We start from the raw sequence: 13,683 nt of genomic DNA, 5'->3' as shown, positions 1-13,683 counted from the left end.
ACGTTTTCAATATACTAAATAATATTTGAACATATATTAACTAATTTACTAATTAGTTAATGTTTCTATAATTATAATAAACTATTTTCCGGTTGTAAAGTTCAAAACAAACAAATTTTAACTCTCAGTATAAAAACAGCAAAATTAACATAATAACGTTATTTGTTTGCTTCCATTTACGACTTCATTTATATAGCTACCTAAAAAAGTGCTCATAAGAAAAACTCTTATGAGCACTTCAATTATGAAGAAGGTCTCTCTTTTGCTTTATCAGCTTCGGAAGCATTTTTCATTGCTTCATGACGATTTTGCTGCATTTCCTCGACTGTTTTTGGTTTAATTCTAGCCGCCCCTTTATATTGACGTGTTGGAATAAACGGTTCTGTTGAAAGTTTCTTCTTCGCCTCTTTAATTGCTAGTTTATATTGTGGTAGCCATTGTTCTTGGGCAACGAGCATTTCATCAACTAGTTGCCAAATTTCAGGAGGGTTACAAACCGCCCCAACTAAGGGATCCACCATAAACGCTTGTCGCAGCAATTTATCATTTCCATTAATTGCAGCCTCAACTGAAAGTCTTTGAACAGAAATGCTTGCTTGACAAACTGCTGCACATCCATGAGGTAAATCACCAATATGTGGCATATTAATACCGTTACGATCAACATAACCGGGTGCCTCAATAATTGCATCGTCTGGCAAATTAGAAATCACTCCATTATTGACAACATTAAAATGACCACGATACACTCTTCCCGTTTCTAATCCTTCAATAATGTACGAACCGTGCTCTTCACCACGCTCCCGAGAAGAATAAGATAACGCCGGTTCCTTTAACCAATTTGGAAAATCAGTCTCAAACCATGTTCGACCTTCTGTACATACACGTAAATATCCTCCTGTTTCACCATTAATCCATGTTCCTAAATCAATCCAGTCATGAATTTCATCATGTCTCTTTCTATACCATGGTACATATTCACTCAAGTGCCCATTAGATTCTGTACTATAATAACCAAAACGTTTGAGCATATCGATTCGAACCTTTTCAGTCTTTCGAAATTCTGGATGGTTTTCAAACGCTTCTAACACCTTATCGGTCAAGTCTATTTCTTTATGTTTCACTTGTATATACCACGTTTGATGATTTATACCTGCACAAATGATATCGATGTCTTCTTTTTCTAAACCAAACGCTTCTGCAATTTGCCGATGCCCGCCTTGCACACCATGACATAAGCCTATTGTTCGTACCCCACCGTACTGATTACAAGCCCATGTTAACATTGCCATCGGATTCGCATAATTTAAGTGCAGACAATTAGGTTCACAAACCTCACGTATGTCCTTACATATGTTCATCATCTCTGCAATCCCTCGTTGACCATACATAATGCCGCCAGCACAAAGTGTGTCACCAACACATTGATCAATTCCGTACTTTAAAGGAATTTCTATATCTGTTGTAAATGCTTCTAATCCACCTATTCTTACAACAGTAAATATATATCTTGCATTTCGCAATGCTTTGCGTCGGTCTAACGATGACTGAATTTGGATATTTAATCCATTTTCATCAATATCACGCTGACATAATTCCGTTACCATTTCCAAGTTACGTTCATTAATGTCCGTAAATGCAATTTCAATATTATGAAATTCTGGAACCGTTAACAAATCTCGTAATAGTCCTCTAGTAAACCCAATACTACCTGCACCGATAAATGCTACTTTAAATGACATAATTTCCTCCTTAATAGGCATGATAATATAATTTAATTATGATGAAAATTGTAACATCAAAGTAGATTAAACGCTTTCAATTTACTAACTTATCTCATTGATAATAGTAAAATATATTAACTTCAATAGCCATTTTTTATTCCAAAACAAAAAAAGCACTGTATGCCAGTACTCTTTTCTGATTTTCTATTATCACGTTCCCATTTTCATATACTTTATGAATTCTCACTTGCTAATTTAGTTAATAACTGATTAAAACTATTGACCAGCTCTTCAAGCTCCAAAGGTCTTAACGGTTTACTAAATAAATATCCTTGTGCTTCATCACATTCATTTAAACGTAATATTTTTAGTTGCTTATATGTTTCAACACCTTCCGCAATCACTTTTAGCCCTAGATTATGAGCCATCAAAAGAATAATATTGGCGATATTTTCATCATCCTTTGATTTCGTAATATCCTTTGTGAAAGATTGGTCAATTTTTAAATAGTCTATTGGAAATGTCTTTAAATAATTTAATGAACTATAGCCTGTCCCAAAATCATCTACAGAAATATTAACACCTAAACGTTTTAGATCCTTTAAAATTAAGGTAGCTGTCTCTACATTCATCGTCATACTTTCAGTAATTTCAATTGTTAACCTGCTCGGTTCAATATTGGTCACCTTCAAGTACTCAGCAATTTTATTAATGAGATCAGGCTGATAAAACTGCCTTATCGATAAGTTAACTGATAATGTGAAGTTCGAAAGACCCTTTTGATCCCATTCTTTTAATTGCTGACAAGCTGATCTTAAAACCCAGTCACCAATAGGATAATCATCCCAGTTTCTTCTGCGACTGGAATAAATTTTTGAGGTGATACTGAACCAAGTCGTTTATTTTTCCAACGTAATAATGCTTCAACGCTCACCATTTCATTTGACGTTAAATTAATAATCGGTTGATACACAAGGTGAAATTCTTCTCGATTAAGGGCTTTTCTTAACTCATTTTCGAGCTCTAGTCTGGCATAATTCCGTTTGTCCAATTGCGGATCATAAAATTGATAATGACTTCTTCCTTGGTTTTTGCTTGATACATCGCAACATCTGCTTTTCGAATAAGCTCTGCCACTTCATCTCCATCATCAGGATATAAGCTAATTCCTATACTCGGTGTGACAAAGATTTCATGTCCTTCAATATAAAATGGGGTATCTAGCTTATGTAAAATGACTTTTGCTAAATTTTCCAAACGTTCTTTATTTACATTATTTACAAGGATTGTAAATTCATCTCCGCCTTGCCTTGAAGCTGTATCTTGATCCGTTATACAAGCATTTAACCGTTTAGCTACTTCAACTAATAATAGGTCACCGATTTTATGTCCTAATGAATCATTAATTAATTTAAAACGATCTAAATCTAAATACAGTAGTCCGATTTTTATATCTTTCGTCGCTTCAGTTATCGTCTTTCTCACTCTTTTATCAAATAGACGTCGATTAGCGAGACCTGTTAAGTCATCGTGAAAGGCCATAAAATTAATTCGTTCTTCTGCTCGATAATGTTTGATTATTAAATGGGCTAAATATGTTGCTTTTTTAATAATTTCTAAATCATCTTCCTTTGGTACACATGAACCTTGATTATAGATAGCAAATACGCCAAAGACATTATTTTTATTATCAAGAATAGGTATTGACCAACAAGAACGATAATCATAATCTAACAAAACGTTTCGGAAGTCTTTAAAAAGAGGGCTAACTTCTATATCCGTAACAATGATAGGTTTTTTTAAATAGGCAGCTGTACCACATGAACCGTTACCATAACCAACTGGGATATTATTTATAACCTTCGGAAGTTTCGCTGGCAAATTAGGCGAAGAAGCTTGAATTAGGCGATTTTCACTAGGATCTAATAGTAGAATCGAAGTAACTCCTCCGTCCAATACACTTTCAACTAAGTAACAAACGTGATTTAAAACAACGGAAATCGGAGCGTCCTTTGTTATCATTTCTAAAATTTTATTCTGACTGCTTAAAAGAATTTCTTGCTTTTTTTCGAGTGTAATATCTTTTGCCATCACAACTACCGCTGCTATTTGTCCGTCTTTATAAATAGGGGCAGCAGTTAAAGCTAATTCATAACGTTGTTGATGTTTCGTTTGAACTATTGTTTCAAAATGATCTTTATAACCATGGTAAATACGCTTAATATGCTTCTCTGTTTGTGCTAGTCTTGACTCATCTATTAATTCAATAAAAGGTTTTTTTATAAATTCTTCGTTTGTGTAATCAAATAGCTTTAATGTTGCTTCATTACATAAAATAAATTCACCATCATGTTTAAAATAAAACATGGATTGTTATTTAATTTAAACAATGACTGATAATACTGATATACATCACTATTAGTCATATCTTCCATATTGTCACCTTCTCTTAGTCTAGCAAAAGTTTCTATCATTATCATACTAAAGCTTTAGGCAATATACACTATATTTTTTTATTATGAGTTAAACTTTCGACTATAGGTCATACTAATTTATATGTAATTGTTTACATGGAGGTTTGCTCATTATGGATAAAGAACACTTATATGAAGACATCTTAAAAACAAAGGAAGAGCTTGTAACCTTAACGACTGAGTTTTGGACGCGTTATGCCGGTTTTGACACATGGTATTTTTGGGTAAACGTAGCCACAATCACTTTACCTTTAATCATTTTATACATATTAATTGAAAAAAAGAGGCTATTTGAAATATGTTTTTTTGGATATACAACTCATGTCTTGTGGGCTAATATTGATAATATTATGTCGATGAATAACTTAATTATCCATCCTCATAGTTTAACTCATATGCTACCAGTCGGCATTACCGTAACGACTGTGTTATTCCCCGTAACATTTATGCTTCTTTATCAATTTTGTACGGACTATAAACGTAACATGTATATTTATACTATCATTGCTTCATTTATTTTTGCCTATGGTTTTGGTGGTCTTTCTCTAATCCTGGACCTCCTTCGGCTTGAAAATGGAATGAATTTATTTTATTTATTTCTAATTAACATTGTGATAACATTGATTTCTTATTGGTTTACAAAATTCTTTCTAAAAATTAAGGGAACGTACGTCTAAACTACTGTCCCTTAATCTTACTTATTGAATTTTTAAAGACCGTAAACGATTCAGGGCAGCAGCTATTTCAAATCGTCTAGGTCTAGCTACTTCTCCTGGATGACCATAAAATGTCGATGCAAACGATATTCCTTTCTCTTCTAACTGCTTCTCAACTAGTTCTAAAAGCTCGTTTATCGTTTTTTTATGTTTCATTATTCCATTTCGCTCCAAATAATACAAAACGTCTGCTATCATCCTAGTCTGACTTTCTTCAACTAATTGTTCTACATATTGGAGGTCAATGATTTCTACTCCATACTGAATCTTTGTTAAGCCGCGAGCACTAGCTTGAACCTTCTTACCATTTCTACTGTTTAAACTAATTGGTTTCGGTACTCGATGTGAAATTTCTCCAAATGAAGCCCCTCCTTCATGATGACGATTCCCTTTTATTTGCTTCGATATCCGTTTTGCTTCAGTTGTCACATTGATAGGGCGGAAATGCTCCATTTTTATCACGAGATCAGCTACATCAAAGTAATCACCGGATCCTCCCATCACAATAATAGTTGAAACATCCTTTTCATCTTTTAATTGTTCAACTTTATCAACGAAGGTGTAATCGGTTCTAACTCTTTTGCAATCAACAGCTGCATTCTCGCATCACGTATCATAAAGTTAGTGGCTGTTGTATCTTCATCAAGTAATAACGCTTTTGCACCTACCTCTAACATTTCTACTAAATTCGCTGCTTGTGACGTACTTCCACTTGCATTATCTGTTGAAAATTTCATTGTATTTTTCATTAATGGCAGTGTAGTAATAAAAGGAGAGATATTTACTTCGTTTACACTACGTCCATCTTCTGCACGAATTTTCACAACATGATCATCTGTAATGACAAATTCACGACCATCCTTTTCGCAGTGATCATATATTCCATTTTCAATAGCCTTTAACAGCGTTGATTTCCCGTGATAACCTCCACCTACTATTAGAGTTATTCCTTTCTTTATTGCCATTCCTTTTACCGGCTCTGTTTGATGTGGTACTTTTATAGAAATTTCCAAACTTTCTGGTGACTTAAAAGGAATGACTCCGTCTTTAAGCGGTAAATCGCTCACTCCACTTTCACGAGGTAAAATAGATCCATTTGCAATAAAGGCAATATAGTCATGCTCCTTTATAAATTGACGAATGGTAAACTGCTGGTCTGCTAACTTAATCGCACTCGAAATCTCATTATTTGGTAATTTTAAAATTGCACGTTCAATAATTTCAGGAATATAAGAACAAAATAACGCTTCTGCATCCCTTGCAGCAATGCGTCTCCCATTTGCGGGTAAGACAACGCTTAAACAAACGATGAGCTCTTCCTCATCGATCATCACCGCTGAACGCTCGATAATTTTTTGTTTAGGTGCATCAAACAAAATATGTCCACTTTTTCCAGCACCTCTTACATTACTTCGTTTCTTATTTAAATGGCTTCCAATCCTTCTTGCAACAGTATCCTCACATCGAACTCGTCGATAACGTTTTTTGCACCATTCTTTTTTAATAGCCACTTCTGTTAAGGGAATCGAAATTCTAACTTTGGATGGACTAGCAAAGGGATCACCTTGGACATAGTCTATATGTAATAAATAAGTTGGAAATAAGTAAGTTCCTTTTATTTCTTTATAAGCTTTATACCCTTTTTGGTCTATTTTCTGTAAAATGTTCATTAGATCATTCACAAACCAATACCTCCACCACGTTCAAATTTAGAATTACCATTTGAATGCAAAATATCATTTTAAGGGATCAAAATTGGGATAAATTCTATATTTCAACATCATCTAAAAATCATTGATACGTCAATATCAATAACTCTCCACATAGGAAAAAGCCGTTTGTATTAAACGATAACGGCTTCCTACCCTATATATTATGATAGTGATGTAATCGCATCAAGAGCGACCTTCACTTCTTGGGAAATCGCTTCTTTCACTTTCTCCGTATCAGGATGATAATTTTCTCTTAAATTATCATCTGCATAACCATCAATTGCTAAAATTGCTCCAGCACGAACTCCTCTTAAATTTGCAATCGTAAATAAAGCGGCATTTTCCATTTCAACTGCTAATACATTCGATTTTTTATAAATATCATGAGGAAAAGTAATACTTCCTAAATAGAATGCATCTAGCGTTAATGTAATTCCTTCGTATGTTAAAACCGATTGCTTTTTAGACGCTTTTACTAACGATTCAACAATTTCACGATTAGCTACAGCTGGAAACTCAACAGGGACTAACTGTTTAGATAAACCATCACATCGGACAGCAGCGGTACTAATAACTATGCTCCCAGCTGGAATCTCTTTACGATAAGAACCAGCTGTACCAATACGAATGATCGTTTCAACGCCGCCCATGATTAATTCCTCAAAACAAACTGCTGCCCCAGGCCCACCTACCCCATGGCTAATAACAGCAATTTCTTCGCCATTATATTTACCTACGTACGAATGATACTCTCGATTTCGTGCTAGTTTTTCAGCATTTTTTAAATATGTTGAGATAGATTTGGCTCTTTCTGGATCACCACAAACTACTACTTTTTTTGGCAATTGTTTCGAATCAATTTTGAGGTTCGGTAACAACTTAATCAAACTCCTTTTTCTCCCACTCATCTTCAGGTATATCTAAATCTTCACCAGAAAACCGTTCTTCTTTGAAAGGGTCTCCTCGTAAATGAAACCCATTTTGTTCCCAGAATCCTGGTTCATTTTCATCAATGAATTCAAAGCCACGTAACCATTTCACACTTTTCCAAAAATACAAATGTGGTACGACGAGTCTTAAAGGCCACCCGTGCTTATCTGTTAATGGCTTTCCTTCAAATGAATGTGCTAAAAGAATATCATCTCCCATTAAATCATCTAACTCAATGTTTGATGTGTAGTCGTAATCACCTTTCAGCATCACATAGTTGCTTTTTGGCTGTACACCAATTTCCTTTAAAAAATCACGAAAGCGTACACCTGTAAACGTATTATTAAATCGTGACCACCTAGTAACACAATGAATATCAACCGTGATATCGATTTGCGGCATATTCAAAATATCCTCATATTTTAAACTGACTTCTTTATTCACTTTTCCTGTTATTTTTAAATCCCAATTATCAAGATCGTATGTAGGAACATCGCCTTCATGTAAAATTGGAAATTTTTCTGTTAATACTTGTCCTCTTGGCAAACGACCGTTAAAATCTTCTTGGTTCTTCGGTGTTTTCATACGTTTAATTCGATCGGCTTTTTTCATAATGATCACTTCCTTTAACGAGAACTTTGTTGATTCGTTTCATCGGTTTCGACCCCACGTCCTTTTAGTAAAAACATAGCTACTAACGTTAACACATATGGAATCATACTTGTAAATTGTGTTGGTATTGAAAAGCTTTGCATCCGTGTACTTAATGCATCTGTTAAACCGAACAATAAGCTTGCTCCTAATACACCAAATGGATGAGATTGACCTAACATTGTGGCAACAAGGGCGATGAAGCCACGGCCAGCAGTCATACCTTCAGAGAACATCGTTACTAACCCTAATGATAACTGGGCTCCAGCTAACCCGCAGAGTATACCACTTAATGCAATAGCTAAGTATTGTAATCCTTCTACATGAATACCTAAGCTACGAGCAGCTACTTGATTGTAGCCTACAGATAACATTCGAAAGCCAGTCACTGTTCGATACATGAAGACAAATAAAATAAACGGGACAACTAAAGCAACATAAACAAGAATCGTATGCCCTGAAAAGATCGCCCCTAGTACTGGGATGTTTTCTAAAATAGGAATATTAATATTAGGTAATCCAGTCATTGTGTTATCGTAAAAGGCACCTTTCACATCGAAGATCGCACGCAGTAAGAAGGTCGTTAAGCCTAAAGCTAAGAAGTTAATGGCGATTCCAACAACGATCATATTCGCTTTAAATTGAATCGCCATAACTGCTAAAATAAGAGAAAATAATAAGCTAATGAATGCAGCAAATATGACTGAAACTATCAAATTTCCGGTAAAATAATTCGCAACAATTGCACTAAACGCTCCGACTAATATTAATCCCTCTAGACCTACATTAAAGATACCAACCCGAGAACAAAGCATACCTCCAAGAGCAGCTAATAAAATCGGTGTAACCATTCGTAATGTTGAATTTAAAAGAGAAAGATCAAATAACTCCATTGTTTTTCCTCTCTTTCTTATAGGCCCTAATCCACGCGAATGTTATGTTCGCAGATATAAATAAAATTAGAACTGCTTGTATTATACTGCCAACTTCTAATGGAACATCGGTATTTCGTTCTACTCCTAAAGATCCTGTATGTAAAGCAGCTAAGAAAATGGAGCTGAAAATAACCGCAAGTGGATTAGATTTAGCCAATAGTGCTGCCATTATACCTGTCCAAGCATAATCTGGAACTGTGAGGGCATTATCGACAAATCGATAATGAGATCCTAACACTTCAAAGACACCAGCTAATCCCGCTATTCCACCACTAACAAACATACTAATTAACATTACTTTTGATCGATTTACTCCTCCATATGAAGTGAAAAATGGGTTTTTCCCAAGCATGTTCACTTCATACCCGATTGCTGTATAACGAAAAGCAATAAATAATCCAATCGCAATCACAATTGCTATTACAAAACCGTAATGAACACTCATACCAGCAATTAATTTTGGAATATAAGCTGCTTGATCGAGTAATTTCGTCTGTGCTAACGCTGCGGAACCGTCACGGTCTTGAAATGGATGACTAACTAAATAACTTGCAAATAACACAGCTATATAGTTCATTAGCAATGTTGAGATAATGAGTTGGACTTTAAATTTTGCTTCCATCATACCAGCTAATGCAGACCAAATTCCGCCAATCGAAAAACCAATTAAAATTGCTGCGATTAATTTAACAAAACCAGGTCCAGGTATATAAAGAGCAACCAGAGCTGAACTAACGGCGGCTAATACCATCTGTCCTTCTCCACCTAAGTTAAACGCTCCAGCACGAAAAGCAATACTTACACCTAATGCAATTAATAAAATCGGTGTTGCTCTAGCAAGAGTTGACATAACAAAATATAAATTACCAAAAGCACCTTTCCACATTTCACCATACGTTTGTAGTATTGGTTCTCCTAATGCTCTCATTGCAATAGCTCCCACTATCAAACCTATTAAAATAGCAAAAAGAGGTTGGATAAGTGCATTAATTTTTACGAACCGCATCTCCCAGTTTACCTCCTGCCATTAATATACTAAGCTTTTCTTCAGTCGCTTCCGATCGGCTTAATTCTCCTACGATTTCACCTTCAAACATAACTAATATGCGATCAGATAACTTTAAAATTTCAGTAAGCTCTGAAGAAACTAGTAACACCGATCCATTTTCATTTCGTTTTTTTACGATTGCATCATGGATGACTTCCATTGCACCTATATCGACCCCTCTAGTGGGTTCGGCCGCAATCAAAAAAGGAGTATTTTGTCCTAACTCACGAGCGACAATCAGCTTCTGTAAGTTTCCACCTGATAGATTTGCTGCCTGTTCTGTTAAAGAATTCGGTTTAATAGAAAATTGCTCAATCCATTCTTGAATGATAGGACGTAGTGACGATCTCTTCATCCATCCACTTTTCACATAATTCTTTTTACGATGAAAACCAATGATTGCATTTTCTTCAACGGTCGCGTCTTTCGCAACTCCCCATTTATATCGATCCTCTGGTATATGAGCTAGCCCAATATCCCTTCTTTCTTTAACAGAAAGTTCGTTAATTGGTTGACCATTCAACTTAATAGAGCCATTTTGAACTTTAATTAATCCGGCAATCGCCTGAATTAGTTCAGACTGTCCATTCCCCGATACTCCTGCAACTCCTACAATTTCACCACGACTCACTTGAAAAGAAACGTCTTTCAACACTGGTTTAGCATTATTTTCTTGCACTCGAACATCCGCAAGCTCTAGAAAACGTTCTCCACTTATTGATCTTCTTTTTTCGACGTTCTTCAACTCACGACCAACCATTAATGTTGCCAATTTATGAGAGGTCGCTTCATTAATTGCCATGGTGCCTGTCACTTTTCCATTTCGTAAAACGGTCACATTATCCGCTACATCCATTACTTCTTGCAATTTATGGGTAATAATAATAATGCTTTTACCTTGGGATGCCAAAAATCGAATCGTTTTAAGCAGTTCTTGAACTTCTAATGGTGTTAAAACGGCTGTTGGCTCATCCAAAACGATAATATCTGCCCCTTGATACAATACTTTGATAATTTCGACTCTTTGCTGTTCACCAAGGGAACATTTCATTATTTTTTTCGTAGGGTGTATGGGAATCCGATATTGTTCAGACAAAGCAGCAACTGCTTTTATTGCTTCGTTACGTTGAAAAAAACCTATTTTTTTTGGTTCACGTCCAATAACTATGTTCTCCGCAGCAGTTAAATATGGAAATAACATAAAATGCTGATGAACCATACCAATCCCTTGATTAATCGCATCTGCTGGACTTGAGAAATTCACTTTATTATTATGGAGTATCATTTCCCCTGCCGTTGGTGTTTCCATTCCATATAACATCCTCATTAATGTTGTTTTCCCGGCACCGTTTTCACCGATAATTGCATGGATTTCTCCTTTCTTTAATGAGAATGAAATATCTTTATTCGCATAAAACTCACCATATCTTTTTGACATATGTTTCATTTCAAGTACAGTGGACATGAAGTTCCCCCTCCTTAACAATTTCAATTCAATTGCTTTAACAAACAAGGAAAAGGTGACTTGAAAACTATTAATCTTCCACAAGATTAAAAAGTTTTTAGTCACCTTACTGTAAAAAAAGGAAGCTCTCTCCTTACAAAATTAATGTAAGCATTATTCACCTTGTAAAGGGTTGGGAATTACTAATTCACCAGAAACAATACTATCCTTAATCTCGGTAACCTGCTTTATAACCTCTTCGTCGACTTTATCACTAAGAGGCGTTTCACTTTCATGTGTCACATATGTTAGGCCAACCCCACCATCTGCTAGACCATAACTAATGACACCAGAATCATAGGTTCCTTCTACAAAGGCCTTAATTGTTTCGTAAGCTGCAGCATCGGTTCCTTTCAATTGAGACAGCACAACATGCTCTGGATATTGAACCGTATAATCTATATCTTGTCCAGCTGTTAAAAAGCCCTTCTCTTCTGCTGCTTCAAAGACACCTAAATCACCAACTGCAGCAGCTCCAGCAATAAAATCAGCTCCTTGTGATTCTTGCATAAAGGCTAATTCTTTTGCACGAGCTGGATCAGCAAAATCATTCACGAAATTTAGAAGAAATGTAGCATCCGCATTAGTAGCTTTTAAACCATTCTCAAAGCCTTCCGTCCACTTTGATAGAAGTGGAATATCCATTGCTGCTACCATTCCAACAACGTTTGATTCAGTTAATAAGCCTGCTGCTGCACCTAATAAATAAGCAGCTTCATGCTCATCAAAATTGACACTACTTACATTTGGTAGGTCAACTACCGTATCGATGATTGCAAATGCTTGTTCAGGATTATCTGTTGCAACATTTTTTAATGGGTCTTCTGCTTCGAATGCGGCAGAAATTATTAAATCATAGCCTTCAGCAACTGCAACCCGTAAATTCTCCTCAATGACTGAATAATCAGTCGATTCAACAGAAGTTACAGCAACGCCAAAATCTTCAGCTGCCTGCTTTGCTCCATCCTGCATCTGTTGAAAAAAAGGATTTTGTCCAATAGGTTCTGGTAAGATAAGAGCAATTTTCAGATCAGTTGCTCCCTCAACAGCACCTTCATTTTCTGCCACATCATCGTTATCATCATTGGCATTACATGCAGCAAGTAACAAAATAAAAATAATAAGTACACTAAATAGCCTTTTCACGTATGATCCCCCACTCAATTTCTTTATTCTAGTATAAGTCAGCCTAATATATTCTCCATTACCCGAAATCAAAATGTATAAAAAATTCGAAGAATTTTGTCGACTAAGCTTATCTTATTCAGAAAGGAGAGGGATGTCAATATTCCAAAAGTTAATCTTCGCGAAGTCTATAGAAGAGGGAGAGCGCTTACATTGCTTTATTTATAGGCCTAAAAGTACTATCGAACTTTTTCAAAAAATCTCTTATTTAAACCAACCGTTATTTTTAATTTTCGTAATTGCTTCAATTCGATTACTTACATCAAGCTTATCTAAAATAATGGAAATATAATTTCGTACCGTTCCATTAGTCAAAAATAACTCCCCTGCAATTTCTTTAGTGCTTTTTCCAGTCGCCATTAACTCTATGACTTGTCTTTCTCGTTCCGTTAAAGGATTATCTTCTTCAAATGCTAAATCTATTAATTCAGGTGAATACATTTTTTGGCCTTGTATAATTTTTCTAATTGCACTTGCTAACTCTTCACTTGGACTATCCTTTAATAAATAACCACTAACATTCGCTTTTCTTGCTCGTTCAAAATAACCCGAACGGGCAAATGTTGTTAATATAATGACTTTACATTCGTCATCCATTAATAATTCAGCAGCATCTAGCCCACTCATTATCGGCATTTCAATGTCCATAATACAAATTTCTGGTTTCTTCTCTCGAACTAACTGGATAGCTTCTTCACCATTACGTGCCTTCCCAACAACTTCCATATCATCTTCTAAATCTAACAGTGCTCCTAGTGCACCTAACAGCATACCTTGGTCCTCTGCAATGACAATCCGAATCAT

General features: G+C 35.5%; 10 protein-coding genes and 2 pseudogenes. 1 reads left to right on the top strand and 11 read right to left on the bottom strand.

What is annotated here, in order from left to right:
* Positions 1–242: 242 nt before the first annotated feature.
* The 3 genes and pseudogenes from JCM19034_RS01230 to JCM19034_RS01215 all read right to left on the bottom strand — a co-directional run bounded on the left by JCM19034_RS01230 (position 243) and on the right by JCM19034_RS01215 (position 4,091).
* Complete coding sequence (locus tag JCM19034_RS01230; RefSeq protein ID WP_062046627.1) at positions 243–1,742, bottom strand: alpha-glucosidase/alpha-galactosidase; 1,500 nt, start codon at positions 1,740–1,742, stop codon at positions 243–245.
* A 215-nt stretch (positions 1,743–1,957) separates the two neighbouring features.
* A pseudogene (locus tag JCM19034_RS20740) lies at positions 1,958–2,697 on the bottom strand (putative bifunctional diguanylate cyclase/phosphodiesterase).
* 50 nt (positions 2,698–2,747) lie between these two features.
* Positions 2,748–4,091 carry a diguanylate cyclase domain-containing protein gene (locus JCM19034_RS01215; protein WP_062046622.1) on the bottom strand — a complete coding sequence of 448 codons (1,344 nt, stop codon included), beginning with the start codon at positions 4,089–4,091 and terminating at the stop codon, positions 2,748–2,750.
* 220 nt (positions 4,092–4,311) lie between these two features.
* Here JCM19034_RS01215 and JCM19034_RS01210 point away from each other — a divergent pair, with 220 nt between their 5' ends.
* Positions 4,312–4,875 carry a hypothetical protein gene (locus JCM19034_RS01210; protein WP_062046620.1) on the top strand — a complete coding sequence of 188 codons (564 nt, stop codon included), beginning with the start codon at positions 4,312–4,314 and terminating at the stop codon, positions 4,873–4,875.
* A 21-nt stretch (positions 4,876–4,896) separates the two neighbouring features.
* On the opposite strand, the pseudogene JCM19034_RS01205 reads toward JCM19034_RS01210, so the two are convergent.
* The 8 genes and pseudogenes from JCM19034_RS01205 to JCM19034_RS01170 form a co-directional block, all read right to left on the bottom strand.
* Positions 4,897–6,596, bottom strand: a pseudogene (locus tag JCM19034_RS01205) (ABC-ATPase domain-containing protein).
* A 191-nt stretch (positions 6,597–6,787) separates the two neighbouring features.
* A complete protein-coding gene (locus JCM19034_RS01200; RefSeq protein ID WP_197276334.1) occupies positions 6,788–7,504 on the bottom strand; it encodes a nucleoside phosphorylase in 717 nt (238 codons plus the stop codon).
* Position 7,505: 1 nt separating this feature from the next.
* Positions 7,506–8,168: a sulfite oxidase-like oxidoreductase gene (locus JCM19034_RS01195; RefSeq protein WP_062046616.1), complete on the bottom strand. Its 663-nt coding sequence runs from the start codon at positions 8,166–8,168 to the stop codon at positions 7,506–7,508.
* 14 nt (positions 8,169–8,182) lie between these two features.
* Complete coding sequence (locus JCM19034_RS01190; protein WP_062046614.1) at positions 8,183–9,100, bottom strand: ABC transporter permease; 918 nt, start codon at positions 9,098–9,100, stop codon at positions 8,183–8,185.
* Positions 9,087–10,148 (bottom strand): ABC transporter permease, encoded by a 1,062-nt coding sequence (locus JCM19034_RS01185; RefSeq protein ID WP_062046612.1) that lies wholly within the window; start codon positions 10,146–10,148, stop codon positions 9,087–9,089. Before JCM19034_RS01185 ends, JCM19034_RS01190 begins: the two co-directional genes overlap by 14 nt.
* Positions 10,129–11,655, bottom strand: coding sequence for an ABC transporter ATP-binding protein (locus JCM19034_RS01180; protein ID WP_062046610.1), 1,527 nt, complete (start codon positions 11,653–11,655; stop codon positions 10,129–10,131). Before JCM19034_RS01180 ends, JCM19034_RS01185 begins: the two co-directional genes overlap by 20 nt.
* A 153-nt stretch (positions 11,656–11,808) precedes the next feature.
* Positions 11,809–12,840, bottom strand: coding sequence for a BMP family protein (locus JCM19034_RS01175; protein WP_062046609.1), 1,032 nt, complete (start codon positions 12,838–12,840; stop codon positions 11,809–11,811).
* 243 nt (positions 12,841–13,083) lie between these two features.
* Positions 13,084–13,683, bottom strand: a complete 600-nt coding sequence (locus JCM19034_RS01170; RefSeq protein ID WP_062046606.1) for a response regulator transcription factor — start codon at positions 13,681–13,683, stop codon at positions 13,084–13,086.

This window comes from Bacillus sp. JCM 19034, from assembly GCF_001310635.1.
In the GTDB taxonomy this organism is placed as follows: Bacteria; Bacillota; Bacilli; order Bacillales; family Bacillaceae_D; genus Halalkalibacter.
Note: the sequence above shows the minus strand (reverse complement) of the source record. Positions and strands in the feature narration are given on the sequence as shown.